The sequence below is a fragment of the Stenotrophomonas sp. NRRL B-14846 genome (assembly GCF_050473585.1).
Lineage (GTDB): Bacteria > Pseudomonadota > Gammaproteobacteria > Xanthomonadales > Xanthomonadaceae > Stenotrophomonas.
Map to the genome: position 1 here is coordinate 1636286 of NZ_JBFLUN010000022.1, position 25780 is coordinate 1662065.

General features: G+C 67.7%; 26 protein-coding genes. 10 read left to right on the top strand and 16 right to left on the bottom strand.

The genetic code is table 11. From position 1 onward, the window contains the following. Positions 1-7 precede the first annotated feature (7 nt). Complete coding sequence (locus AB1281_RS09780; protein ID WP_014037340.1) at positions 8-274, bottom strand: hypothetical protein; 267 nt, start codon at positions 272-274, stop codon at positions 8-10. Between the two features lie 204 nt (positions 275-478). Between AB1281_RS09780 and AB1281_RS09785 the strand changes: the two genes are divergently transcribed. The 3 genes from AB1281_RS09785 (at position 479) to AB1281_RS09795 (ending at position 4343) form a co-directional block, all read left to right on the top strand. Continuing rightward, positions 479-1003, top strand: a complete 525-nt coding sequence (locus AB1281_RS09785) for an RNA polymerase sigma factor (protein WP_430345746.1) — start codon at positions 479-481, stop codon at positions 1001-1003. Then, complete coding sequence (locus AB1281_RS09790) at positions 1000-1845, top strand: FecR family protein (protein WP_430345747.1); 846 nt, start codon at positions 1000-1002, stop codon at positions 1843-1845. Before AB1281_RS09785 ends, AB1281_RS09790 begins: the two co-directional genes overlap by 4 nt. Positions 1846-1916: 71 nt before the next feature. After that, positions 1917-4343 carry a TonB-dependent receptor domain-containing protein gene (locus AB1281_RS09795; RefSeq protein WP_430345748.1) on the top strand — a complete coding sequence of 809 codons (2427 nt, stop codon included), beginning with the start codon at positions 1917-1919 and terminating at the stop codon, positions 4341-4343. A gap of 60 nt (positions 4344-4403) precedes the next feature. Here the strand turns inward: AB1281_RS09795 and AB1281_RS09800 are convergent, their stop codons facing one another. Further along, positions 4404-5225 (bottom strand): hypothetical protein, encoded by an 822-nt coding sequence (locus AB1281_RS09800; RefSeq protein WP_430345749.1) that lies wholly within the window; start codon positions 5223-5225, stop codon positions 4404-4406. Positions 5226-5411: 186 nt separating this feature from the next. On the opposite strand from AB1281_RS09800, the gene blaL1 reads away from it, so the two are divergent. After that, positions 5412-6284, top strand: coding sequence for a L1 family subclass B3 metallo-beta-lactamase (gene blaL1, locus AB1281_RS09805; RefSeq protein WP_430345750.1), 873 nt, complete (start codon positions 5412-5414; stop codon positions 6282-6284). A gap of 124 nt (positions 6285-6408) precedes the next feature. Here the strand turns inward: blaL1 and AB1281_RS09810 are convergent, their stop codons facing one another. The 3 genes from AB1281_RS09810 to AB1281_RS09820 all read right to left on the bottom strand — a co-directional run bounded on the left by AB1281_RS09810 (position 6409) and on the right by AB1281_RS09820 (position 9710). Continuing rightward, positions 6409-6948 carry a DUF411 domain-containing protein gene (locus AB1281_RS09810; protein ID WP_430345751.1) on the bottom strand — a complete coding sequence of 180 codons (540 nt, stop codon included), beginning with the start codon at positions 6946-6948 and terminating at the stop codon, positions 6409-6411. Between the two features lie 115 nt (positions 6949-7063). After that, positions 7064-7399 (bottom strand): hypothetical protein, encoded by a 336-nt coding sequence (locus tag AB1281_RS09815; RefSeq protein WP_430346990.1) that lies wholly within the window; start codon positions 7397-7399, stop codon positions 7064-7066. Positions 7400-7424: 25 nt separating this feature from the next. Next, positions 7425-9710: an FdhF/YdeP family oxidoreductase gene (locus AB1281_RS09820; RefSeq protein WP_430345752.1), complete on the bottom strand. Its 2286-nt coding sequence runs from the start codon at positions 9708-9710 to the stop codon at positions 7425-7427. Between the two features lie 244 nt (positions 9711-9954). On the opposite strand from AB1281_RS09820, the gene fdhD reads away from it, so the two are divergent. Beyond that, positions 9955-10803: a formate dehydrogenase accessory sulfurtransferase FdhD gene (fdhD, locus tag AB1281_RS09825; RefSeq protein ID WP_430345753.1), complete on the top strand. Its 849-nt coding sequence runs from the start codon at positions 9955-9957 to the stop codon at positions 10801-10803. Positions 10804-10840: 37 nt separating this feature from the next. On the opposite strand, the gene AB1281_RS09830 is transcribed toward fdhD, so the two are convergent. Beyond that, a complete protein-coding gene (locus AB1281_RS09830; protein ID WP_049444982.1) occupies positions 10841-11377 on the bottom strand; it encodes a carboxymuconolactone decarboxylase family protein in 537 nt (178 codons plus the stop codon). A 106-nt stretch (positions 11378-11483) separates the two neighbouring features. Here AB1281_RS09830 and AB1281_RS09835 point away from each other — a divergent pair, with 106 nt between their 5' ends. Beyond that, positions 11484-12380, top strand: coding sequence for an AraC family transcriptional regulator (locus AB1281_RS09835; protein ID WP_430345754.1), 897 nt, complete (start codon positions 11484-11486; stop codon positions 12378-12380). A gap of 113 nt (positions 12381-12493) precedes the next feature. Here the strand turns inward: AB1281_RS09835 and AB1281_RS09840 are convergent, their stop codons facing one another. From AB1281_RS09840 to AB1281_RS09875, 8 genes are all read right to left on the bottom strand, one after another. Beyond that, a complete protein-coding gene (locus AB1281_RS09840) occupies positions 12494-13051 on the bottom strand; it encodes a TetR/AcrR family transcriptional regulator (protein ID WP_135967176.1) in 558 nt (185 codons plus the stop codon). Positions 13052-13055: 4 nt separating this feature from the next. After that, complete coding sequence (locus AB1281_RS09845; protein ID WP_430345755.1) at positions 13056-14588, bottom strand: MFS transporter; 1533 nt, start codon at positions 14586-14588, stop codon at positions 13056-13058. Between the two features lie 150 nt (positions 14589-14738). Further along, positions 14739-15485: a hypothetical protein gene (locus AB1281_RS09850; protein WP_430345756.1), complete on the bottom strand. Its 747-nt coding sequence runs from the start codon at positions 15483-15485 to the stop codon at positions 14739-14741. Beyond that, positions 15485-16126 (bottom strand): DUF3299 domain-containing protein, encoded by a 642-nt coding sequence (locus AB1281_RS09855; protein ID WP_430345757.1) that lies wholly within the window; start codon positions 16124-16126, stop codon positions 15485-15487. The genes AB1281_RS09850 and AB1281_RS09855 overlap by 1 nt, the downstream gene beginning before the upstream one ends. Next, positions 16116-16667: a DUF3299 domain-containing protein gene (locus AB1281_RS09860; RefSeq protein ID WP_430345758.1), complete on the bottom strand. Its 552-nt coding sequence runs from the start codon at positions 16665-16667 to the stop codon at positions 16116-16118. The genes AB1281_RS09855 and AB1281_RS09860 overlap by 11 nt, the downstream gene beginning before the upstream one ends. 2 nt (positions 16668-16669) lie before the next feature. Further along, positions 16670-17923, bottom strand: a complete 1254-nt coding sequence (locus AB1281_RS09865; protein ID WP_430345759.1) for an ABC transporter permease — start codon at positions 17921-17923, stop codon at positions 16670-16672. Beyond that, complete coding sequence (locus tag AB1281_RS09870; protein ID WP_430345760.1) at positions 17916-18611, bottom strand: ABC transporter ATP-binding protein; 696 nt, start codon at positions 18609-18611, stop codon at positions 17916-17918. The genes AB1281_RS09865 and AB1281_RS09870 overlap by 8 nt, the downstream gene beginning before the upstream one ends. Then, positions 18608-19141, bottom strand: coding sequence for a ZrgA family zinc uptake protein (locus AB1281_RS09875; RefSeq protein ID WP_430345761.1), 534 nt, complete (start codon positions 19139-19141; stop codon positions 18608-18610). The genes AB1281_RS09870 and AB1281_RS09875 overlap by 4 nt, the downstream gene beginning before the upstream one ends. Positions 19142-19173: 32 nt before the next feature. Between AB1281_RS09875 and AB1281_RS09880 the strand changes: the two genes are divergently transcribed. After that, positions 19174-19650 (top strand): MerC domain-containing protein, encoded by a 477-nt coding sequence (locus tag AB1281_RS09880; RefSeq protein ID WP_430345762.1) that lies wholly within the window; start codon positions 19174-19176, stop codon positions 19648-19650. A 113-nt stretch (positions 19651-19763) separates the two neighbouring features. On the opposite strand, the gene AB1281_RS09885 is transcribed toward AB1281_RS09880, so the two are convergent. After that, positions 19764-21896 carry a TonB-dependent receptor gene (locus AB1281_RS09885; RefSeq protein WP_430345763.1) on the bottom strand — a complete coding sequence of 711 codons (2133 nt, stop codon included), beginning with the start codon at positions 21894-21896 and terminating at the stop codon, positions 19764-19766. A 185-nt stretch (positions 21897-22081) separates the two neighbouring features. Between AB1281_RS09885 and AB1281_RS09890 the strand changes: the two genes are divergently transcribed. After that, positions 22082-22957 (top strand): helix-turn-helix domain-containing protein, encoded by an 876-nt coding sequence (locus tag AB1281_RS09890; RefSeq protein ID WP_430345764.1) that lies wholly within the window; start codon positions 22082-22084, stop codon positions 22955-22957. Between the two features lie 10 nt (positions 22958-22967). Here AB1281_RS09890 and AB1281_RS09895 read toward each other — a convergent pair whose 3' ends face one another. Continuing rightward, on the bottom strand, positions 22968-23870 hold the full coding sequence (locus AB1281_RS09895) for a LysR family transcriptional regulator (RefSeq protein ID WP_014037360.1): 903 nt from the start codon (positions 23868-23870) through the stop codon (positions 22968-22970). A 118-nt stretch (positions 23871-23988) separates the two neighbouring features. On the opposite strand from AB1281_RS09895, the gene dkgB reads away from it, so the two are divergent. Next, positions 23989-24792 (top strand): 2,5-didehydrogluconate reductase DkgB, encoded by an 804-nt coding sequence (gene dkgB, locus AB1281_RS09900; RefSeq protein ID WP_430345765.1) that lies wholly within the window; start codon positions 23989-23991, stop codon positions 24790-24792. Between the two features lie 11 nt (positions 24793-24803). Then, positions 24804-25778 carry a TIGR03571 family LLM class oxidoreductase gene (locus tag AB1281_RS09905; protein WP_430345766.1) on the top strand — a complete coding sequence of 325 codons (975 nt, stop codon included), beginning with the start codon at positions 24804-24806 and terminating at the stop codon, positions 25776-25778. The last annotated feature ends 2 nt before the right edge of the window (positions 25779-25780 follow it).

Here is a 25780-nt window from a genome sequence, read left to right on the forward strand (position 1 = left end):
AACTCCTTCAGCGCGCCAGGCGCCAGTACAGGAAGCCGGCCAGCAGCGCCGGCACGGCGAATACCAGCAGCAGGATCGGCAGCTCCTCGCGTACCGCGTAACCGGCCTTGCTGACCCCCACCCACATGTTGGCCACGGCCACCAGCAGCCAGGTGGCGATGAATGCGATCAGCGCCGTGGGCAGCTGCGAGGTGCCCACGCTCCAGAGATGGCCGAACAACAGGAACACCCCCAGCAGCAGCACGCCTGCGGTGATCACCAGAATCACATGCATCCGTCGATCTCCTTGAAGTCCCAGGCAGGCTAGCCCGGGCCGATTCTGCGCTCCAGCCGATGATCGTGGTTTCACTTTCCAGCCGCCGCGAACAATCGGCGTGGCCGGCCGCGCATGACAAACGCGAACGGTTCCCATTAGTATTGCGTCATCGCGCAGGGATACCCTCCCCGCGCCCGCCCTTCGTCCTTGCTGCCGGTCCGGATGTCCCAGCTGCCTTCACCCCACCCGCCTGCACTGCCGCTGGTGTCTTCGCTGGTGCGCCACTACGAGGAACTGGTGGATTACCTGCGTCGCCGCTTCCGCTCGCCCGGGCTGGCCCGCGAAGTGGTCCACGATGTCTGCGTGCGCCTGCTGGAGCGACCGCCCGCCCATGACGCACGGCAACCGATCGCGCTGCTGCGCCGGATCGCCCACGACGCGGCGGTGGACCGCTGCCGCGCCGAAGACCTGCGCCGGCACTGGGTCGAGCCGCGCGCCGAACTGCCCGAGGGCGCCTGCCCGCGCCCCGGGCCCGAGCAGCAGGCGCAGGGCATGCACGCGCTTGAGCACTTGAGCGTCACCATCGAGCGGATGCCCTGCCGGCGCCAGCAGGTCTTCATCCTGCACAAGATCCACGAGCTGCCACAGGCGGAGGTCGCGCAGCGCATGGGCATCGGCCTGAAGGCCGTGGAGCGTCACCTGCGCCTGGCGATGGCCGACTGCCGCCTGCACGCGGGGCTGCAATGAGCCGCACGCCCGCCCCTTCCGAACCGCCACCGCCATCCACCTCCACCGAGCAGGTACTGGAGCAGCACCGCGATGCCTTGAAGCAACGCTTCCCGCTGCCCAGCCCTGAGGCACTGCAGCGTCGGCGCAGCGTTGGCCCCGCCAAGGCCGTGCTGGCGCTGCTGCTGGTGGCCGGCGGCACCCTGCTGGCGGCCGACCCGGCCTGGCAGGTACGCGATTACCAGACCGCTGTCGGCGAACGCCGCAACGTCACCCTGCCCGACGGCAGCCAGGTGCTGCTCGATGCCGGTACCCGCCTGCAGGTGCGCCGCCATCTGCGCTCGCGGCAGGTGCTGCTGGTGCGCGGCCAGGCGCGCTTCGAGGTGCAGCACTCGGCCTGGCGCCGCTTCCAGGTCGATGCCGGTCCGGTGCATGTACGCAACTACGGCACCGTGTTCGACGTGGACCGCCAGGGTGATCTGAGCGAGGTGACCCTGTGGCGCGGCGAGGTGGGCGTGCGCGTCGACGGCAGCGAGGCCGAGCAACGGCTGAAGCCGGGCCAGCGCCTGCTGGCCCAGGCAGGATCGCTGTCGCCCCCCGAAGCGGTCAGCCCGGAGCGGGCCGACTGGACCCACGGCCGGCTGCAGTTCGATCGGCTGCCGCTGTCGGAGGTGCTGCGCATCCTGCAGCGCTACCACGACCGCCCGATCGTGCTGGATGACCCGGGGCTGGGCCCGCTGCTGGTCTCGGGCGTGTTCGATGCCGATCGCGCCGAGACCGCCGTGGCACTGCTGCCGGACATCCTGCCGGTGCAGCTGCAGACCGCCGCCGACGGCAGCCTGCACCTGCGCGCCCGCGATTGATCGCCGTTGCGAGGGTGGGTTGTGCGCCCTCCCATCCGGCAGGTGTCTGAACCCCTCCGAAGGACCTCCACATGACCCGCCCCGTCCCGCCTGCCGCATTGCGCCGGTTGGCCCCCACCCTGCTTGCCGCCTGCCTGTGCGTGGCACTGCCCGCCGCCGCCCAGACATCGGCACCGGCCGCCGTGGAATTCCACCTGCCCGCAGGCTCCCTGCCGGCCTCGCTCAACGCGTTGGCCCGGCAGAGTGGCATCCAGCTGCTGTTCGCCGCGGAAAGCGTAGGCGGGCGCAACGCACCGGCACTGGACGGCCGTTACACCCCGCGCGAGGCGCTGCAGCGCCTGCTGGCCGGCCAGGGCCTGGCACTGCAGGAACGCTCGCCGGGCGTCTACGTGCTGAGCGTGGCGGCCACTGCACCGGCACCGGCCAAGGCCACCGCGCCTGCGCGCCCCGCGCCGCAGGCCGCGGCCACCTCCCTGGCCCGCGTCACGGTATCGGCGTCCACCGCACGCATGCCGCAGGGCGAGACCGCCATGCCCAACACCATCACCGTGCTGACCCGCGAGGACATCGCCCAGCAGCTGGCGCTGGGCTCGGATGTCTCGCGCGTGCTCTCGTCACAGATCCCGGCGTTTGCGCCTGCCCGCGAGAAGATGTCCAACTACGGCGAAACCATGCGCGGCCGCGGCATCCTGTACATGGTCGACGGCGTGCCGCAGTCCACGCCGCTGCGCGATGGCTCGCGTGACTCGCACACCATCGATGCGGCGATGATCGAACGCATCGAAGTCATCCACGGTGCCAACGCCCTGCAGGGCATTGGCGGTACCGGCGGCATCGTCAACATCATCACCCGCAGCGCGCCCAGCGAACCCGGGGCGTTCCTGTTCGACAGCAACCTCAGCTACAGCGCCGCCCTGCCCCGCCGCCACGACGACAACGGCCAGCGCGCTTCGGCGCTGGTGGGCATGCGCGGCGAGCAGTTCGACCTGGTGGCCGGCCTGGCCTACGAGCGCCAGGGCCTGTTCCATGACGGCGAGGGGCGCTCGATCGGCACCAACGCGCAGGGCGAACTGATGGATTCGACCTCGTCGAACGTGTTCGCCAAGCTCGGCTGGAACATTGCCGAGGGCCATCGCCTGCAGCTGATGGCCAACCGCTACGAGCTGCGCGGGCTGGACAACTACCTGGCGGTGAACGGTGACTACCGCACCGGTCGCCCGACCCTTTCGGTGCCCGGCGATACCCCTCTGGACCCGCCGATGAACCGCTCGCGCTCGCTGACCATGGACTACAGCGCTGCCGATCTGCTCGGTGGCCGCTTCCAGGCCCAGGCCTTCGCGGTCGACTTCGAAGGCCGCTACGGCGCCAGCCAGTGGGACCCGTGGGGCAACACCGGCGCCAATGCCGCCTGGGACCAGACCCAGAACGAATCGGACAAGCGTGGCTTCAAGCTCACCCAGAGCTGGAGCCGCATCGCCGGCACCACGCTGGACGTGACCCTGGGCCTGGACGGCCTGCGTGACCGCACCCACCAGGTCCTGCTGGCCAGCGGCATGAACTGGGTGCCGTTGACCACCTACCAGAGCCTGTCGCCGCTGCTGCAGCTGCACTGGTGGCCGACCGACCACCTGATGCTGTCCGGCGGCCTGCGCTACGAAAAGGGCGAGCTGGAAGTAGGCGACTACACCACCCTGCCCCGCTACGGCGCACGCAAGGTGGCTGGCGGCAAGCCGACCATGAGCGAGACCCTGCCCAACTTCGGCGCGGTCTGGTACATCAACGATCGCCTCAATGCCTATGCCTCGTACTCGGAGGGCTACACCGTGGCCGATGTCGGCCGTGTGCTGCGCGCGATCAACCGGGACGGCCAGCGCGTGGAAAGCCTGGTGGACCTGTCACCGGTGGTGTCGGACAACCGAGAGATCGGCCTGGAGTACGACGATGGCCGCTTCAGTGGTGATATCGCGTACTACACCTCTGAATCGAAGCTCGGCTCGGTGCTGGTCTACGACGCAGGCATCGATGCCTACAACGTGCAGCGCCAGGCCACACGCGTTGAGGGTTTCGAAAGCAGCCTGCGCCTGCGGCTGGGTGGGAGCCGCCTTGGCCTGGGCTATGCGCGCGCCAACGGCCGCTACGATGCCAATGTCGATGGCCAGCTGGACAGCGACCTGGCCGGCGTCAACATCGCGCCGAACCGGCTGACCGCGTTCTGGGAGCAGAACTGGACCCCGCAGCTGAGCACCCGTCTGCAGGCCAGCCACGCCTTCGACCGCGACTTCGACCTGCAGGGCGCGCGGGTGGCCGAGTTCAAGGGCTATACCACCGTGGATCTGGTCGCGCGCTATGCGCTGGACAAGCATGCCTTCACGCTGGGCGTGCAGAACCTGGCCAACAGGCAGTACATCAGCTACTACTCGCAGACCACACCGTCGAACCCGAGTTACTTCTCCGGGCGCGGCCGGGTGCTGACACTGGGGTGGCAGTACCGGTACTAAACCGTCGCTGCAGCAGCCCTTTCGTGGGGCTGCTGCGCATGCGCCGAACCGCCAACGGCCTCAGCACTGGCCGAACAGCTTCGCCCGCACCTCGCCACTGATCTTGGGTCGGTTTTCAAGGAACGGCATCGCTACAAGATACTTTTCGGGATTGAAGCAGTATCCGACCTCATGACCCAGCACCGAGTTCTGAATCGTCCCAGAGTGCGTGACGACAATGGCAGCCTTCATTCCCACCAGCCCCCTGTCCTCGCTAAACAGACGCAGCTCGCTGCGCTCGCCATGCTCTCTCATCAATGCCTCGATATAGTTGACGAGTTTGATCTTTTCCACATCGGCCAATGCATTGAATGCAGCCTTGTCGTCTGTCTCTTCACTTGGTTTCAGCAGCCCCCGTGCTCTCTCGCTGCCCAGTGGGCATGCCAGCACGACAAGTGAGAGGGGATCCTGGAGCATCCTGCCAGCGTCCCTCACGAACTCGACGACACGATTGAACTCCTTACGGACCACGTCGCCTGCGGTCTGCTTGGCCAGCAGCTGCTGTGCCGAAGCAATGAACTGAAGATCCTGCGCCTGGTTCTGCGTCAGTGATTCCAGGAACCTGCCCGAAAGGACATGCTGGTTGGCGAAGAGATACCCCGAGTCAGTACGTGCCTTGCGGAAGAACGTTCGCATGACAGCCTCCTCGCGCGTGATGCTCTCAATCACCGCAGCAGAATCACGGGACGCGCTCCTACCGGTCTCGAGAACAGACAACAGGCAGCTTGCGAAGTTCTTCCGCTTGTCGATTTCACGCAGCTTGGCGCCCATTGGCGACCAGTTGCCAGCGTTTACCCTCTCAATTTCGATGACCGCATTCCGGTCCAGAACATACTTTGGCATGACAGCCTCCTTGCGGCCCTTGTCCGTCAGCGTGATGGATGCCTGATCGGAATCCTAGCAGCTCCCCGTTCAGCGATCCGGCCAATCGAGCCATCAATGACACTCATGGCAGTGGCGAGGAATCATCGCTTCGCCGGTAAAAGGCAGCGTGCTAGCCTCGCTCCAACTTTTCAACATCATCTTGAAATGAACCTGCGCCTGCTCGCCCTCGCCCTTGTCGCCGTACTCCCAATGACACACGCGAGCGCCACCGAAGCACCCCTGCCGCAGCTGCAGGCCTACACCGTGGACGCCTCGTGGCTGCAGCCGATGGCACCGCTGCAGATTGCCGACCACACCTGGCAGATCGGCACCGAGAACCTGACCGCGCTGCTGGTGCAGACCGCCGACGGCGCGGTGCTGCTCGACGGCGGCATGCCGCAGATGGCCAGCCACCTCATCAGCAACATGAAGGTGCGCGGCGTGGCGCCGCAGGACCTGCGCTTGATCCTGCTCAGCCACGCACACGCCGACCATGCCGGGCCGGTGGCGGAGCTGAAGCGCCGTACCGGTGCGAAAGTAGCGGCCAACGCCGAATCAGCGGTGCTGCTCGCACGCGGCGGCAGCAACGACCTGCACTTCGGTGATGACATCACTTATCCGCCAGCCAATGTCGACCGCATCATCATGGATGGCGAGGTGGTCACGGTGGGCGGCATCACGTTCACCGCGCACTTCATGCCCGGCCACACCCCGGGCAGCACCGCCTGGACCTGGACCGATACCCGCGATGGCAAGCCGGTGCGCATCGCCTACGCCGACAGCCTGAGTGCACCGGGTTACAAGCTGCAGGGCAATACGCGCTATCCGCGCCTTATCGAGGACTACAAGCGCAGCTTCGCCACGGTGCGGGCGCTGCCCTGCGATGTGTTGCTGACACCGCATCCCGGTGCCAGCAACTGGGACTATGCTGCGGGTGCCCGGGCCGGTGCCAAGGCACTGACCTGCAAGGCCTACGCGGATGCGGCCGAACAGAAGTTCGACGCGCAGCTGGCCAAGGAAGTCGCCGGGGCCCGCTGATTCTGTAGCGTCGAGCAGAGCAGTCGAGCATGGCTCGACTCTACAAAGAGCAGCCGAGCGTGGGCTCGGCTCTACACGGGGCGCACCGAAGGGTGCCGGTCAGGACGACCGGCACCGTCGCCTATCAGCCGCCCTGCCCGTGCTGGGCAAACGGCTCGGTGGTGCCATCGTTGCGCACCAATTCAACGGTATACGGCTGCACGTAGCCATCCGGCATTTCCATGCCCGGCGAACCGGCCGGCATGCCGGGCAGCACCAGCCCGCGCGCGGCCGGGCGTTCGGCCAGCAGGCGCTTGATGTCCCCGGCCGGAATATGGCCCTCGACCACATAGCCACCGATCTCGGCGGTATGGCAGGACGCCTTGCCGACCGGCACGCCGAGGCGAACCTTGATCGGGTTCATGTCATCGGTGTCGCGCACATCCACCTGGAAGCCGGCAGCCTTCAGATGATCGACCCAGATGCCACAGCAGCCACAGCTGGCGGTCTTGTGCACGATGGCGATGGGCAGTGCCGGGTCCAGCCTGGCCGGGCTGGCCTTGATGGGCGCCGCCGGTGCCTCGCTGGCGACCGGTGCGGCGGTGGATTCTTCGGCAGCGCGCGCGCAGGCGGTCGTAGCCATTACGGTGCCCAGCAGCAGGCCGAGGGAGAGAGAACGGTTCATTGAGTGATTCCTTTGCAGAGGCGGGCGATGCCGCCCGCCGCCCGCACCTTGAAGACGCAGGCAGAGTCGAGAATAGTCGAGCACTTCGTGGCGGACGCAGCACGCCCGCAGGGAATCAACCGATGGGCGGCCGCAACGGGTCCGGCATTGGCGGCGATGCGCGTTGCTGGGCGCTGGCTGGCAAAGGCGCCTCACGCCAGGGCGACGCCGGCGTTCCGCTCAGAGCGGCCAACATGCCGAGACAGGCCGGGGGGCATTCGCACTCACCACTCTGGCAGACCGTTGATGCTGCCTCGTCGCAGCATCCGGGCATGGCAGCGGAATGCGGAGCGGCGCAGTGATCCGCATCGGGCGCCATGGTGTACGGCGAGGAGGCAAGCGCCAGCGCCGGTGCGTTCAGCACCAGGGCAACAAGCAACATCCATCGCAGCAGCAGGCCAGGCAGGTTCACCCGTTGATGATAGCCGATGCGCGCGTCACGCAATCGCCGCCACCATCGCGCTCATCCGCACCGGGATCGACTTGGCCGCGGGCGTGCCGCTGATCCGGTCGTAGTAGTCCAGCGGCAGCAACGGGTTCAGTTCCGGGTAGTAACCGGCCAGCGCGCCGCGCGGCATCGGGTAGTCCAGTACGGTCAGGCCCTCGATGCGCCGCTGAACGCCATCGCCACTGATCGTCTCCAGGCTGACCAGCGCTTCTTTCTCCAGCCCGCGCGCCAGCCGGTCCTCGATGTTCATGAACAACACCATGCGATCGTTGTAGACGCCACGATAGCGGTCGTTGTAGCTGTAGATGGTGGTGTTGTACTGATCGTGCGAGCGCACCGTGGCCAGCCGCAGCATGTCCGGGTCGTGCACCGGATCGTCCACGTCCAGGCCGGGCATCACCAGGATGTTGGCCTTGCCGTTCGGCGTGGGCCACACCCGGCGGCGCGGCGGAATGTCCAGATGGAAGCCGTGCGGCTGCTGGATGCGCTCGTTGAAGCCGGTGTAGATCTCCGGGTACACGGCGGCGATCAGTTCGCGGATGGGTGTGTAGTCATGCATGCACCCGGCCCAGTCGACCCTGCTGTGCGGCAGCGTGGCCATCGCCATGCGGCAGACGATTTCGACCTCGGGCAATACCTCCGCACTGACCGGTTCCAGCACACCGCGCGAGGCAGTCACATTGGACATCGCGTCTTCGATGGTGACGAACTGCTCGCCGGCCGGCGTAACGATGCGCTCCGAGCGCGCCACCACCGGCAGGATCAGCGCATCGCGTCCATGAACAAGATGCCCGCGGTTGAGCTTGGTGGCGATGCCGACCGTCAGCTCCAGGCCGCGCATCGCCTCGTACGCGCGCGGCGTGTCGGGCACCGCATGGATGAAGTTGCCGCCCAGGCCGATGAACACCTTGGCGCTGCCGTCCAGCATTGCTTCGATCGATTCGACCACGTGGTGGCCGTGCTCCCGTGGCGGATCGAAGCCGAACACCTGCTGCACGCGGTCCAGGTAGGCCGGTTTGGGCTTCTCGTCGATGCCGACGGTGCGGTCGCCCTGCACATTGGAATGCCCACGGATCGGCCCGATGCCGGCGCCGGGCTTGCCGAAGTTGCCGCGCAGCATCAGCAGGTTGGCCACCTGCTGCAGCAGGCGCGAGCCGTACTGGTGCTGGGTCAGGCCCATGCCGTAGCAGATCACGGTGGCCTTGGAACGGATGTAGATCTCCGCACACCGGCGGATCTGCGCCTGCGAAATGCCGGACACCTGCACGATCTGGTCCCAGTCCTGCGCCAGCACGTCCTCGCGCAGCGCCTCCAGGCCCACGGTGTGTTCGGCCAGGAAGTCGTGGTCGAGCACACGCTCGCCCTGCGCTTCGCGCTCGAACATCACCTTCATCATGCCCTTGATCAGGGCCAGGTCGCCGCCGATGCGGATGTGCACGAACTCGCTGGTGATCTCGGTCGAACCGAACGTGGCCATCTGCACCACGTCCTGCGGTTCGGCGAAACGGATCAGCGCGCGCTCGGGCATCGGATTGACCGCCACGATCGGGATGCCGCGTTTGCGCGCCTCGACCAGGTTGCTCATCATCCGCGGCGAATTGGTGCCGGTGTTCTGGCCGATCACGAAGATCGCCTCGGCATGCTCGAAATCCTGCAGCACGATGGTGCCCTTGCCCACGCCGATGGCCGGCGGCAGGCCGCGACTGGTCGGCTCGTGGCACATGTTCGAGCAGTCCGGGAAGTTGTTGGTGCCGAACTCACGCACGAAGATCGAGTACAGGAACGCGGCTTCGTTGGGCGTGCGACCGGAGGTGTAGAACTCGGCCTGGTGTGGGCTGTCCAGCGCCTGCAGGTGGCGGCCGATCAGCGCGAAGGCCTCGTCCCAGCTGCACGGCACGTAATGGTCGGTCGCCGCGTCGTAACGCATCGGCTCGGTCAGCCGGCCTTGCATCTCCAGCCAGTAATCGGTCTGCGCCATCAGTTCGGTGACGGTGTGCTGGGCGAACAGCTCACGACCGGCGCGGAACTGGGTGGCTTCCCAAGCCAGCGCCTTGGCGCCGTTCTCGCAGAATTCCAGCTTCTTGCGTTCGTCGGCATCAGGGAACGCGCAGCTCGGGCACTTGAAGCCGCCGGGCTGGTTCATCGCCAGCAATGCCTTCGACCCCTTGCCGATCACGCTCTGCTGCAGCAGTACCTTGGCGGTGGCGCCGGCGGCACCCCAGCCACCGGCGGGCTGGTTGTAGGGCTTGTAACGCGGCGGCTTCTGCTCGGACATGTTCGGGAACCTGGCGGGAGGAACGCAGCAACGAACGGCACAATGCGGTCCGGCGGTGCATTCAGTAGCACGACCAGCCGCACAGTCAAGCACGGCCCACGGCGCTTCGCCAGAGGGGACAGGCTGTTTTCAGCACACCCTGCCATGGCAACGGTTACAGCCGCGTCTGCGAGCGACCACTGCGCTATTCTCGAAACCGCAGGCGGTGGCCCGCCCGCGTTTCTCCCCTGTCCGGACGCGTTGCATGCCTGATTCGATCCCGCCGCATACCCCGCCTGCCGGCACGGCCCAGCGCCCGTTGCAGCGCTGGCGCAACGAGGGGCACCAGCAGCAGGTCGATGTGGTGGCCGAAGAAGTACCGGTGGCGCTGCGCTACAACGGCGCTGCCTTCGCGGTGATGATGGCCACCCCGTGTGACCTGGAAGATTTCGCACTCGGTTTTTCGCTCAGCGAAGGGCTGATCGACACCCCGGCACAGTTGCTGTCGATCGACGTCCGCCCGCAGCTGGAAGGCATCGAACTACAGATGACCGTGGCCGACGAGGCGCCCGGCGCCGACCTCGACCCGGCCAATGGGCGCCTGCTGCCGGGACGCGGTGGCTGTGGCCTGTGTGGCACGCGCCAGCTGGAAGAAGTACTCCGCCCTTTGCCGCAGATCCGCGAGCGACGCAGTTACCCGCCGGCCGCCCTGCAGCGGGCGCTGGCCACCTTGGCGCAGCACCAGCCGATGAATGCGGTGAGCGGTTCGACCCATGCCGCGGCCTGGGCCGATGCCAGCGGCCGCATCGGCTGGGTGCGCGAGGATGTCGGTCGTCACAATGCGCTGGACAAGCTGATCGGCGCGCTGCACCACAACGAACACGCCATTGAAGGCGGCCTGCTGGTGATTTCCAGCCGCGCCAGCTACGAAATGGTCAGCAAGGCGGTGCGCGCCGGCGCCAGCGTGCTGGCCGCAGTGTCGGCGCCGACCGCGCTGGCGATCGACCTGGCCCGCAGCGCCGGCCTGTGCCTGGTCGGGTTCGCGCGGGAGAGCGGGTTCAATGTGTATACCCATCCCGAACGGCTTCGGCCGGACGACAGCCACGACAACTGAGAACGGCCGGGAGCAAGGCGCCCCGGCCTGATACACCTCAGCGCAGCGCCACCTTCGGGAAGTCCACCGGCACGTCGAACGCAACGTTGACGTAGTTGGTGAACAGGTTGAGCGCCACATGCGCGAGGATCTCCACGATCTGCTCATCATCGAAGCCCGCCGCACGCAGCGCCTGCACGTCGCCGTCGGCGATCTGCGCACGCTCCTCGACCACCTTCAGCGCGAAGTCGAGCGCCGCCGACGTGGCCGGATCGCTGGACTGGCCGATCTGCGCGGCGGCCATCTGCTCGCTGCTGGCGCCGGCCTTGCGGCCCAATGCCGTGTGCGCGGCCAGGCAGTACTCGCAGGCATTGCGGTTGGCGATGGCCACGGCGATCTGCTCGCCCAGCAGCGGCGACAGGCGACCGCCGCCCAGTGCGCCGAACGAACCCCACATGCTCTGCAGGGCGGCCGGCGAATTGGCCACGGCGCGGAACATGGCCGGGGTGGCGCCGAACGCGGCGTGGACCTGGCCCAGCAGGGCCTGGCGGTCGGCGGTGGTGTTGGCGGCATCGATCAGGGGGACACGGGACATGGTGGATCTCCTTGGGAAAGCGCCCGGGATTGGACGACCCGCTCATCCTAGGTAGACTCACTGGACCCATCGCACTTAATAAGCCGGATATGTTGTCCATACGTCCATGAACCTTCCCCTCGACACGTCCGCACCCGATCGCCTCTCCTCCCTGCTGGAACGCTTCCGGGTGCAGGCCGCGCTGTTCCACAGCGGTCCGCTGTGTGGACGGCAGGTGTTCGAGCCGCAACCCGGGCGCGCGTTCCTGCACATCCTGCGCCGGGGTGAAATGGAGGTGCGCCATCCCGATGGCGATACCGCGCTGCCACGGTTGAAGATCGACACCCCCAGCCTGCTGCTGTACCCGCAGCCGCTACACCACGTGTTCTTCAATGCCCCACTGGAGGGTCCGGACTTCACCTGCGCGACGCTGGACTTCGATGGCGGCGCGCGCAATCCGATCGTGCAGTCGCTGCCGCCGGTGATGGTGGTGCCGCTGGCCGCGATCACCGAACTGGACGACACCCTGCACCTGCTGTTCACCGAGGCCGACCGCCAGCGCTGCGGGTCACGGCTGCTGACCAACCGCCTGTTCGAGGTGGCGCTGATCCAGGTCCTGCGCTGGGTGGTGGACCATCCGGATGCAGCAGGCGTCAGCCATGGGCTGATGCGCGGGCTGTCCGACGCGCGGCTGGCACGCACGCTGGTGGCGATGCACCAGGCGCCGCACGACGAATGGACGCTGCCACGGATGGCCGCGACCGCCGGCATGTCACGCAGCGCGTTCGCGGCGGTGTTCAAGGACGTGATGCAGGCAACGCCGGCCAGCTATCTGCTCGACTGGCGACTGAGCCTGGCCTGCGCGCAGCTGCGGGCGGGCGTGGCGGTCAAGCAGGTGGCGATCGAGGTGGGGTTTGCCGATACCGCGTCGTTGTCGAAGGCGTTCCGGAAGCGGTTGGGGGCTTCGCCACGGGGGTGGCTGGCCGCGAGCGCAGCGCAGGTCGGGAAAATGGGTGAGGGGTAGCGTCGACCGCTGGTCGACTATCGCGCGGAGCGCGGGATTTCGTTGTCTGACCGAAGAGCAGTCGAGCATGGCTCGACTCTACAAGACAGCCGACCAGCGGTCGGCTCTACCCGCTAGCGCGATGACCCATCGGGCTTCGCCAGCAGCCCGGCGATGCGTTCGGCCACCTGGGCGCGCACGCTTTCATCCAGCTGCCCTTCGTACATCGCCTCGTAGATCCACAGGCCATCGGCGGCCAGCCGTGCCACGAAATTGTCGAGCGCGGCCGGGTCATTCTGCCCGGCCGACGGCGGCAACGGCGCCCAACGCCGTACCGCCGGGCCCCAAGGACGCTCATCAGCGTCAGGGTCGGCCGATTCGAGCATGAACATCAGTTCGGCACGGGTAGCGCTCTGTGCCGAGACGCGCACGAAGGTCTGGTAGCGCTCCAGCGCCGATGCTTCTTCCGCACCCTTGCCCAGCAGCGATTCCATCGACGTCTCCCAGGCCTGCACCAGGTGCTCGTCGATGCCGCGCAGCAGTGCCTCGCGCGACGGGAAGTGATACAGCAGGCCGCCACGGGTCAGCTTGGCCTCGGCCGCCACCGACTCGAAGGTCACCGCACGCACACCGTCACGATTGATCACGTTGACGGCGGCGTCGAGGATGCGGTCGCGCTTGCTGGTTCTCATCGCCCTATTTTACGCGATCGGCCGCGCCCTCGCGGCTGCCGACGCGGCCACGCAGCAGGCGCGCGATGATCGTCGCGCCGAGCACCAGCATCACCGTGATCACCAGCAGCACGATCTGGTAGCTGCGGTCATACGCGGCCGCAGCCAGTGCGAACCACTCGCCCTGCCCGCTTTCGCGTGCCACGTGCAGCGCCTGGGTGAAGCCTTCGCGGGCAAGCTCGGGCATGTCGGCCGAGGCCGGCAGGAAGGCGCCATACATCGCCGCGCTCAGGCTGCCCAGCATCGCCACCGCCAGCAGGCCACCGAATTCATACGACACCTCTTCCACCGACGAGGCCATGCCCGCACGGTGCGCCGGTACGTTGTTGAGGATGGCAGTGGACGCCACCGAGATGGCCGAGCCCATGCCGAACCCGGTGATGGCCATGCCAGCCACCACCCAACCCAGGCCATGCGGGAAACCGAACGCCACCACGCCGACACCCAGCGCACCTGCGGCCAGGCCGCCGCAGATCAGCGGGCGCAGGCCGACCCGGTGCAGGATGCTGCCGCCCAGCAGTGCACTCGGCAGGCTGCCCAGCGCCGCCACCGACACCAGCAGGCCCGCCTGCAGCGGCGTAAAGCCCGCCACCAACTGGAAGCGCTGGGTGGTGACCAGCTGCAGGCCAGCCATGGCAAACAGGGTGAACACCGCCGACAACGTGCCGGCCAGGAACGCCGGATTGCGGAAGATCGCGAAGTCCAGCAGCGGGTACGGCAGCTGCTGCTGGCGGCGCGCGAACGCCGCACCTGCAACGACCGCCAACAGCAGTGCGCCCGCACCCAGGGCATACGACGGCGGCGTAGCGATCAGCGACTTGATCGCCAGCACCAGGCCGGACAGCGCGGCCAGCGCCAGCAGCGAGGACACCATGTCCCAGGGGCGCGACGTGTCGCGCTGGCCCTCCGGCGCCAGCAGCAGCGTGGCGACGAAGGCCACCACCACCACCGGCACGTTGATCAGGAACACCGAGCCCCACCAGAAGTGCTGCAGCAGCCAGCCGCCGATGATCGGGCCGAGACCCGCACCGACGATCGCCACCGAACCCCAGATCGCGATGGCGATGTTGCGCTCGCGCTCTTCGTGGAAGCTCAGGCCGATCAGGGCCAGCGTGGCCGGCATCATCGCCGCCGCACCGACTGCCAGGAACGCACGGGCAGCGATCAGCTGCGCGGCGCTGTCGGCGAATGCCGCAGCCAGCGAGGCGAGGCCGAACACCACCAGGCCGATCAGGAACATGCGGCGGTGACCGATGCGGTCGCCCAGCGTGCCGGCACCCAGCAGCAGGCCGGCCATCACCAGCGGATAGGCGTTGATGATCCACAGCGCCTGGCCGGCGCTGGCCGAGAGTTCCTCGGTCAGGGTGGGCAGTGCGGTGTAGAGCACGGAGTTGTCGAGCGTGACCAGCAACAGACCGGCGGCGACGGTGAACAACAGCGCCCAGCGACGGGCACGCGACAGGGCCGGAGCACCGGCCAGGGGCTGGGACAAAGCCATGGGAGAACCTGATGGGGTGGAGTACGGCCATAACTATACCGGATGTCCTGTATAGTTATGATCTTCGGAATCCATCGGTTCAGCGTTTGTAGGGGTGCCCTGCTTGGGTGAACCGCCAGCCAGGCATGGCCTGGCTCTACTGGTAAACGCTTATCGGCAGTCTTCCGGCAGCGCGGCAATCGCCGACACCACCGCACCCTGCATGCCCTGCCCCACGGCCATGTCCAGTTCCCCGCCCGTTCCCCCATGCTGGCGCCGCAGTTCGCCCTCGCACAGCCCACGCACCCGCGCCCGGGCATTGGCGCGCAGGCTGCTGCACCGCCAATCGGTGCCGCCCAGCGGCAACACCGAATACACCACGCTGTTGCAGGCATTCCCTGCGCGTTGCTGCAGCGACAGTCCGCCGAAATCCCGCGGCTCGCTGCTGCGCTGCGGGTCGAAATAGCTGTCCGGGAAGGTGCGCGCGTACTGCTCGATGTCCACGGCCATGCTGCGCCCACCGGCCAACGGCATCTGCAGCGGCTGGCCACACGGCGTCGCATCGGCCCGGTGCTGGATGTACTGGTAGATCGGCCGGTCCAGCGATGGATCCTGCTGGGTCACCGCACTGACCGCCGCCAGCACCGGCAGCGATGCACGATTGGCCATGCGCGCCAGCAGTCCCGCCTGCGCCGGCTGGCAGCGGTCGCGCAGGGTCGCCGCAAGCAGGAACAGCACGTCGTTGCGAAAGGCATGGTCATCACCCAGCCGCTGTTCGATGCGCTGGCGGGCACCGGACGAAGGCGGCGGAAAAGCGATCGCGGGTGGCGCGATGGGTGCAGCCTGCCGCTGCCACCACACCAGCAGCGCAACCACCACCAGCAAGGCTGCTGCAACGATGGTCCAGCGCGCACGCATCAGTTGTGGATCGCCGTCAGCGTTGCCGCTGCGGCATCGTAGGACGCGCTGGCAATGTCCGCATCGAAGCGCTTCACCTGCAGGCGGCCGGCCAACCGGTACGGATCCCACAGGTCACCCAGTGCGATGGGCGTGGCCAGGGTCACGTGGATGATCTGGTTCGGTGGCGGTGGTGGCACGTGGATGCACGCACCGTAGAACGGCACGAACAGCAGTTCATCGACCAGGCCGGCATCGTTGGTGCCCAGCGGCACCACGTAGCCATCCAGGTCCACGGCGCGGCCATCGGCAGCATCGACCACCTGCGAGGAGCCGAACTGTCTGGCGCGGTCCGGGCTGGAATGATCGATCTCCTGTCCCGGTGGCATGCCCGAGCCGGTGTCGTCGATCAGCCCGCCCACCCCGTCCATGCCATTGCGTGACAGGCCGATCTGCGGCGGTGGGCGCTGATAGGTCACCTCATCGGGCCGCAGCGCATCCCAACGGTCGATGGGTGCTCCAGCCGCGACGGGCCAAGCCGCGACGGACTGTGCCGGCGCGGGGGCCGGTGCAGCGGTGACGGTCGTCGCGTCCCCGCCTGCCTGCGTGCACCCCAGCAAGCCCAAGCAGCACGCCACTCCCATCAGGACATTACGGTTCATACGGCCTCAGCTCCGCATCGCGCATGGTGTAGGCCGAGCCGGCCAGCTCGTCATCCAGCCGTTCGGCGCGCAGGGTGCCGGCCAGGAAGAATGGCGAGTACATGTCCGGCATCGCGATCGGGCGTGGCAGCACCACGTGCACGATCTGGTTCGGCGGCGGTGGCGGCACGTGGATGCAGGCGCCGTAATACGGCACGAACAGGAATTCGGTCAGGCGCCCGTCCTGCGCATTGGCCAGCGGCACCACGTAGCCGGGCAGGCGCACCGGACGCTGCAGCACCGTATCCACGGTGCGGAACGTGCCGAACTGCGGCATGCGCCGGTTGCCGTTGTGCTCCACCTCCGGGCCCTCGCCCCGCTCCAGCGCGGCCAGCTCGTCCTTCGGCATCATCTGCAGCCAATCCAGCTCCTGCTCTGTGGCGTCTGCGGGGCGCTCGCGCTCAACCACCGGCGATGGCGGCAGGGCCTGCACGCCGGTATCGACCGGGCGTTCGCAGGCGGTCAGGACCAGCAACAGCGGCAACATCGGCAGCCAGCGCATGCTCAGCCTCCCGGTGACAGGCCATCGGCCAGCGTGCGCCGGTAGGCCAGCAACGCCGGCACCAGCCCGGCCGCCGCGCTGATCGCCAGCACGCCCGCCACCCACGCCAGTTCGCGGCCATCCGGCCACACATGGGTGATCGACAGACCGAAGGTCGCCAGCGCCCAGCCACGCCCGGCAATGCTGGCGGCCACCAGCAGCGCCAACGCCAGCACGCAGGCCACGGCACTGGTCGCCACCGCTTCCACCACCAGCAGGCCGGCGATGTAACCCGGCCGTGCGCCGGTCGCACGCAGGATCGCCATCTCGCGCCGCCGCTCCTGCAGTGTCGAGACCAGCAACGCCACCAGCGAGACCATGCCCAGCAGCACCACCATCGCGCTGATCAGCTGCAGGGCGCGCTCGGCCGTGCCCAGCGACTGCCACAGCTGCTGCAGCGTCACGCCGGGAAGGATGGCCAGCATCGCTTCCTCGGGATACTCGTTGATCCTGCGCTGTACCGAGAAGGTGGCGATGCGCGAGTTCAGGCCGAGCATGAACGCGGTGATGCTGGTCGGGGTCAGGTCGAGGTGGCGCGCCTGCTCGGCACTGACGCTCTGGCTGCGCAGCTGCACGCCCGAACGCCAGTCGACGTGGATGGCCTCGATGGCCGGCAGCGAGACAAGCAGTGACGAATCGACCGGCGTGCCGGTGCGCTGCAGGATGCCGGAAACGCGGAACGGCTTGTCGGCATGCGTGGCGAGTGTGACCGCACCGGTGCCATGGGCGAGCACGATCTCATCGCCAAGACCGACCTTCTGCGCGCGCGCCACCTCGGCACCGATCACCGCGTCGTACAGGTCGTCGAATGCCCGCCCCTGCGCAAACGCCAGCGCATGCCCCGCGCCGTAGCGGTAGTGCTCGAAGTAGCCGCCGCTGGTGCCGACCACGCGGTAGCCGCGCCAGGAATCGCCCAGCGACAGCGGCACCGCCCACTTCACCTGCGGCATCGCGGACAGGGCCTGGTAGGACTGCCAGGACACGTTGTTGGTCGGGTCACCGATATGGAACACCGAGTACAGCAGCAGGTTCACCGGCCCCGAACGCGCGCCGACGATCAGGTCGGTGCCCGACACGGTGCTGGCGAACCCCTCGCGCGCCTGCGTGCGTACACGCTCGACGCCCAGCAACAGCACCACGCTGAGGGTGATGACCAGCACGGTCAGGCCCACGCTCAACGCGCGGCTGCGCAGGCTGGCCCAGGCAAGCTCAAGCATGGCCGGCACCTGCCTGGTTGATCTCGGACAGGGCAATCGTGCGGTCGAACAGCGATTGCAGGCTGTCGTCATGGCTGACCACCAGCACTGTGGTGCCGGCCGCCTGGCATTGCGCGGACATCAGCTGCAGGAAGGCGGTCGCCGCGTCGCGGTCGAGCGCTGAGGTGGGCTCATCGGCCAGCAGCAACGCCGGCCGACCGATCAGGGCGCGTGCTGCCGCCACGCGTTGTTGCTGGCCAACACTGAGCGTACCCGCGCGCCGCTGCATCAGCGCCGGATCCAGCTGCAGGGCGCGCAGCAGGCGCACGACCTCGGCATTCACCGAACCACTGATGCGTTCGCTGCGCAGGCGCGAGAAGCGCAGGCCCAGCGCGATGTTGTCGCGCACGCTGAGGAACGGCAGCAGGTTGAACTGCTGGAAGATCACGCCCAGATGATCGGCACGGAACCGATCCCGTGCTGCCCCGCGCATTGCCTGCAGCGCGTGGCCGGCGACCTCGACGCTGCCCTTGCCGGGCAGCAGCACCCCCGCCAGCAGCCCCAGCAGCGTGCTCTTGCCACCTCCGCTGATCCCGCGCAGCAGCACACTGCTGCCCTGCTCGATCCACAGCCGCGGCACATCCAGCACCAGGCGCCTGCCATAGCCGAACTGCACATCATCCAGCGCAATCACCGGTCGCATGCTCACGGTGCCAGCACCACGCGCAGGTTGCCCGGAGTCAGCACGCTGCGGCTCTGGCCATGGGGGGTTACGCTGTTGACGATCACTTCGTGCAGGCCCGGGAACAGCGCAGGCAGGCGTACGACGATGGCCCGCAGCTCGGCCGGCTTGGCGCAGTGGTACTGCAGCGTTGCGCTGAATCCCGCATGCCGATGCTGTCCTGCCGGCGGCGGCGTGGCCGTCGCATCGAAACCTTCTGCCTTGGCATCGCTGCTGGAAAGGCGGCAGCCCGCAGCGGTGGGCAGGGTGACCCAGCGGCCGTCCTTCAGCAGCGCAACCGCACGCGCCAATGCCGCCTGCTCGGTCGCATTGGCCGACGGCCGTTCGAAATCAAGGATGCCGATACCGGGTGCCTGCAGGGCGAATTCCAGCGTCTGCTGGTCGAGCGCAAGATCAACGGTGGCCTGGCCGTGTACGTGCGCACCCAGCTGGCGGACATCATGGGCCTGTGCGGCACTGGCAGCCAGCAGCAGGAAAAGAGCAGCAGAACGCTTCATGGGGGAGGCTCCAATTGTTACTATGTAACATTATGGACCACATCCCCACGACGCCCGCAAGGGCCCTGGCCCAGTCGCCAACTTCGGCACGCTGGCATCCCCGCGTTGATCTGGCCGGCGCCTGGCTGTCCCTCGCCTGCGCCGCCCACTGCATCGCCCTGCCCCTGCTGCTCGCCTTCGTGCCGGCGGCGATGATGGCGCTGCGTTCGTTCCAGCACCCCGGCCATGGGGCGATGACGTTGCTGCTGGTGATGTCGCGCTGGGAATGGCTGTTCGCGCTGCTGGCCTCATCGCTGGCATTGGCCAGTACCACGGCCGGATTGCACCGGCATGGTCACTGGCGATCCCTGCAGTTGGCCTGCGCCGGCGCCATCCTGTTGTTGTCCGCCTCGCTGTACCTGCCGTTGAAGGAATCACTGCTCTGGCACGGCGTGGCGACGGCCAGCGGTGGCGTGCTGCTGGCGTGCGCACACATCGGCAACCGGCGGGCATTGCACCAGCACCGGTAGCGTTCCGAAGATGCCGGCCAGCGGCCGGCACTACCCTTCGTTGGAAGCGCGGCCCGTCTGCACCACACCACCGCCGGTAGCGCCGGCCGCTGGCCGGCGCGTGCCCCACCTCCTCAGAAGCGGTACCCCACTTCCGCGCCAAAGATCCGCGGGCTGTCCACCGGGCCGTAGTAGTTGCCGTCGCGGCCAAAGGCCAGGTTGTCGAAGATCAGGCCGTTGATGCGACGCTTGTTGGTGAGGTTCTGCACGAACACCCGCGCGCTCCACGGCCCGCTCTCGTAGCCCAGCTGCGCACCCAGCACGGCCACGGCCGGCTGGAATGCACGGTTGCGCTCGTCCAGCGCACTGGAGCCGGTGAACTGCGATTCCAGCCGCGCGTAGAGGCCAGACGCAAACTGGTAGCGTGCGGCCAGATAGCCGGTGTAGTGCGGGGTCAGCTTGACCCGCTTCCCTTCCAGGTTCTGGTCGACGCTGACCCACAGCCTGGTGTACTTCGCATCCACATAGCCCACATTGGCCATCAGGGTGAAGCCCGGCAGCACTTCGAACACGCCCTCCAGTTCCGCACCCCGTGACCGGATCGAGGCGTCCGATCCCACGTAGTCCGACGAGATCGGGCGGCCGTTGCCATCGGTGGCCACCTGGATCTCCTGCCAGTTGTCCGAGGTGATGTGGAACAGCGCCCCGCCGATATGGCCACGGCCGCCGGCCAGGTTCATCTTGAAGCCGAGCTCATGGCTCCACATGCGTTCGGACTCGTAGCGCAGCACCTTGTCGTTGACCACATCGCTCTGTGCGGCTGCCAGATTGAAGCCGCCCGGAATGTAGCCCTTGGCCGAAGCCGCGTAGAAGGACAGGTCGTCGGTGGCGTCGTAGCGCAGCGACACCCGCGGCAGCGTGGCCGAGAAGGTATGCGCCAGCGCGGCATCGCGATACAGCACGCGTCCACCGGCGCCCAGGTCCAGCGCACCGGCACGCTGTTCGGTGGAACGCCGCGCCTGTTCATGGCGCAGGCCGGCACTCGCGGTCAGCCTGGGCAGCGCGGGGAAGGTGTAGCTGGCGGTGGCGAACACGCTGTAGTCCTCGCCCTTCGAGGTCTGCCGCGGTGCCAGCTTGTAACTGTCCAGCCCATGCAACGCAGGGCCGACGAACGTACCCAGGATCGAATCCTTGCTGTTGCGGTAGGTCGACACACCGGCCATCCAGGTCAGAGGCTGGTCACTGGGCGAACTGAAGCGCGCCTCGGCCGTCCATTCCTTCTTCCTGTCGTAGATGCGGCCGGCCAATGCCGGGCTGTTGGTCATGTCGAAGTCGTAGCCGGCCGAGGTCACCTCCTCGTCCCGCCAGGAGGCGGCCACGTCCAGCGTGCCGGCCTGCAGCTGCCATTGCGCGCTCAGGCCGGCCACCGATTCATCCTTTTCGGTGCGCTTGGGCGCGTCGTTGATGTAGGTGAAGTCACCGGCACGACGGCCGCCATTGAGCGAGGTGCCGTAGGTGCGGTTGTAGAGGCCGGTATCCAGCGGCAGGTATTCGTACTCGAACATGCCCGGCGCGCGTGTGCGCAGGTGGTACGCGAGCGCGTTCACCGAGACATAGTCGCTGGGCCGCCAGCGCAGCTTGCCCTGCAGGTAGCCTTCGCCCACCCTGCCGCGCGCACCGGAGGGCGTGAGGTTCTTCAGGTAGGCGTCCTCATCCGAGCCCATGAACGCCACCGAGCCGGACAGGCTGCCCGCCTTGTTCAACGGCCCTGCCAGGAAGCCATCGAGCGCGGTGCCATTGCCGTTGCCGAACCAGGTGCTGCGCATATTGATCTCGCCCTCGCGTGCATCGGCCGGGCCGCGTGTGCGCACCAGCACCAGCCCCGACTCGCTGTTGGCACCGTACAGCGTGCCCTGCGGGCCGCGCAGCACCTCCACCGACTCGACCTGGTTGAGCACGGCGTTGCTCAGTTCGCGGAACGGGATGCCATCGATGTAGACCGAGGCACGGTTGACCAGGAAGGGGTTGGACTCGATGCCGCGGATCGAGATGAACATGTTGCTGAGCTGGCCCATCGCGTTGAACTTCACGTTGGGCGCGAGCTTGTCGAGATCACGGAACTCGGTGACACCGGCCTCCTTCAGCGCCTGCCGATCAAGCACCGTCACCGACAGATCGCTCTTCAGGTACGGAGTGTCGCGCTTGGAACCGGTGACCCGGACGCCGTCGAGCGTGGTCGGGTCGGCCTGCTGGGCGAGTACAGGCATGGCAGGAATGAGCAGGGATGCCGCGACAAGCGCGGCGGCAGGCGTGGACGACTTCAACGGATGAACCTCAGCGGATGAATTGGCGGGCGCGCGGGCGGCGGCAGCGCGCAACAGGAGTGTTATCCTGTAACATTCGCGCGGTGCCGCCACTCCATTCCCGGCGGCGCTGCTCCGTTTCCGGATCCATGACGCGCGCCTTCCTGATGCGAGCCCTCGCCGACCAGCTGCTGCAGGAAACCGGCCCACAAGCGCCCGCGATGGTGAGCAGCGACGACGGGGCGGTGGTGCTGCTGCACCATCGCTTCGAGCCCAGCGAAGGCTGCATGGGCCATCCCCACCAGCTGCGCCTGGGCATGGCCATCGGTGGCGGCGGGCGCTTGCAGCAACGCAGCCATGGCGGCCTGCTGCAGGGCGTCTGGCAGCCTGGCCAGTTCAACGTGGTCCTGCCCGGTGACTTCGGCACCTATGCCAGCCCCGCAGTGGACGTGCTGGGCCTTGCCATCGACACCGGCCCGCTGCAGCAGGAGGCGCACCGGATGCATGACCTGCAACCGCTGGCGGCGCGCCTGCAGCGCGACCCGGTGGTCACCTCGGTGCTGCAGGCGTTGTGGTGCAGCGCGCAGGCCGATGCCTGCCTTCCCGGATTTCTCGAACACGGCGCGCGGGTGCTGCTGCACCGCCTGCAACAGCTTGCCGGGCACGCGCACGCGATGCCGCCGCGGGCCACTGCGCTGTCCGCGCGGCAGCTGCAGCACCTGCAGGAGTACATCGACGCGCAGTACGGCCAACCGCTGGCGGTTGCGCAGCTGGCGGCGGCGCTGCAGATGGATCCATCGACGTTCAGCCGTGCGCTGCGTGCAGCCACCGGGCTGCCACCCTATGCGTTCCTGACCCGGCGCCGCATGCAGTGGGCGTGCGCGCAGCTTGCGCAGGGACACAACGTCACCGAAGTCGCACTGGCCTGTGGCTACGCCAACCCCAGCAAATTCAGCGCGGCCTTCCGGCGTGTCGCTGGCTGCTCACCGTCTGCGTGGGCCGCGCAGCACCGCGGCCTGCGATAGCGCCGGGCCCTCACTCGTCGAACGGGCGCTGCCCCAGTGTCTGCGTCACGTGGTCGACGAAGCAGGTGATGCGCGCAGCCAGCGCGGTGTTGCGGTAGTACACCGCGTTGATCGGCTGCCGCACGTCCTGCGTCTGCCTGGCGAACAGCTGCACCAGTCGGCCCTCACGCCGGTCCTGTCGGGTCAGGAAATCGGACAGGCAGGCGATGCCCAGCCCGGCCACCGCCATCTGCCGCAGCGTCTCGCCGCTGGACGAAGCGATTGCCGGCTCGATCACGAACGGCCCACCATCGTCATCGAGCAGCGGCCACTCGTTCAATGAACTGGGCTGGGTGAAGCCGAGCAGGTCATGCGTGCGCAGCTGCTCCACGCGCGTCGGCGTGCCGTGCCGGCGCAGGTACTCGGGGCTGGCCACGACGCGGATGCGGCTGTGGCCGATCGGCCGTGCATGCAGGGTGGAATCGCGCAGCACGCCGATGCGGAACGCCACGTCGGTGCGTTTCTCGATCAGGTCGGTGATGCCCTCATTGGAATTCAGCTCCAGCTCCACCTGCGGGTAGCGCGCGCGGAAGCCTTCCAGCAGCGGCACGATCACGTGCAGCATGAACGGCGTGGCCGCGTCCACGCGCAGGCGCCCGACCGGTTGCAGGCGTCGCGCGGCCATCTGTTCCTCGGCCTCGTCGACCGTGGCCAGGATCGTGCGCGCGTACTCCAGGAACGCCGCGCCTTCCTCGGTCAGTTCCAGCCGCCGCGTGGTCCGCCGCAGCAGCGTGGTCTGCAGCTTGTCCTCCAGCCGCGCCAGGGTGCGGCTGGTGGCCGAGATGGTCAGCTCCAGCCCTTCGGCCGCTGCGGTGATCGAGCCACTGTCGACCACCGCAACGAAGGCCTTCAGCTCATCCAGGGTGGTTTTCATTGTTTACCTCGGCGCAAAAGCATTTCCCGTATACACAGCTTAATCAACAAATGTAAAGCGCCCACACTTCGCCCTGTCCCGAGCCCACCGGCTCTCAACGAAGTCCCTGGAGTCCACCATGAGCGTTCCTTCCTTTGGCGTCGGCACTTTCCGCCTGACCGGCCAGACCGTCATCGACTCGGTGCGCAACGCCCTCGAGCTGGGCTACCGTGCGATCGACACCGCGCAGATCTACGGCAACGAAGCCGAAGTCGGCCAGGCCATCGCCGAATCCGGCGTGCCGCGCGACCAGCTGTTCCTGACCACCAAGATCTGGGTGGACAATTACGCCGCCGACAAACTGATCCCGAGCCTGCGCGACAGCCTGGCCAAGCTGCGCACCGACCATGTGGACCTGCTGCTGATCCACTGGCCGGCGCCGGGCAATGGCGTTGAACTGCGCGAGTACATGACTGCGCTGGCCGAAGCCAAGCAGCTGGGCCTGACCCGCCAGATCGGTGTGTCCAACTTCAACATCGCGCTGACCCGGCAGGCCATCGAGGTGGTCGGCGCTGGCGAGATCGCCACCAACCAGATCGAACTGAGCCCCTACCTGCAGAACCCGGCACTGACCGCTTTCCTGCAGGACCAGGGCATCACCGTCACCTCCTACATGACCCTGGCCTACGGCAAGGTGCTGAAGGATCCGGTGCTGGCCGCCATCGCCGGCAAGCACCAGGCCACCGTGGCCCAGGTCGCGCTGGCGTGGGCACTGCAACTGGGTTACTCGGTCATCCCGTCCTCGACCAAGCGCGAGAACCTGGCCAGCAACCTGCTCGCCCAGGACCTGCACCTGGATGCCGATGACATGGCCGCGATCGCTGCGCTTGACCGCAACGGCCGCGAAGTCGATCCGCCGGGCCTGGCCCCGGCCTGGGACTGAGGAGCCTCGCCATGGGCGGTGCGTTGGCGCGGTTGCAGGCCGGTGGTTTCAGCGTCGGCATCGAAGCACCGCTGGACAATGACTGGACGCCGCTGGGCGAACAGGCACGACGCGCCGCGCGACGCCTGCCCGGCGAACCGGACCTGCAGCGCCATGCGGAACTGGCACGGTTGGTCGACCGCCTCGGCTTCCGTGCGCTCTGGGTACGCGACGTGCCGGTGTACGACCCGGCCTTCGGCGATGCGGCGCAGGTGTTCGAGGTATTCAGTTACCTCGGCTACCTGGCCGGGATCACCGAGAACATCCTGCTGGGCACCGGTGCGGTGGTGCTGCCGATCCGTGAGCCGTTGCTGACCCTGAAGTCGGCGCGCAGCGTGCAGCGGCTCAGCGGCGACCGCCTGCTGCTGGGCGTAGCCAGTGGCGACCGGCCGGTGGAGTACCCGCTGTTCGGCCGCGACTTCGACACGCGTGGCAGCCGCTTCCGCGAGCAGATCGCACTGCTGCGCGAAGGCGCCGCCGCGCACCTGCCGCAGGGCTTGGACGTGCTGCCCGCGGATGGCCCGGCCCTGCCGTTGTTCGTAGCCGGCCTGGCCCAGCAGCAACCGGTGTGGATCGGCCAGCACATGGACGGTTGCCTGGCCTACCCGGGCACGCCACAGGACCATGCGCAACGCGTGGCGGCCTGGCGCGCCGTGGCCGGCAAGAAGGCCTATGCCAGCTTCATCCACCTGGACCTGGTGGCCGATGCCAATGCCCCCCTGCAGCGCTGGCGCTTCGGCCTGCGCGGCGGCCGCAACGCGCTGCTGGCCGAGCTGCACGCCATGCAGGCGGCTGGTGTCGACCACATCGGCCTGCAGTTCCGCCGCAACGAACGGCCGTTGGCCGAGACCTTCCACGAAATCGCCGAGTACGTGCTGCCGCACTTCCCGGCCCATGCCGGCGCCGCCGCGTCGCATGCCCCGCTTGCCGCCCCCGCGGCGGCCTGACA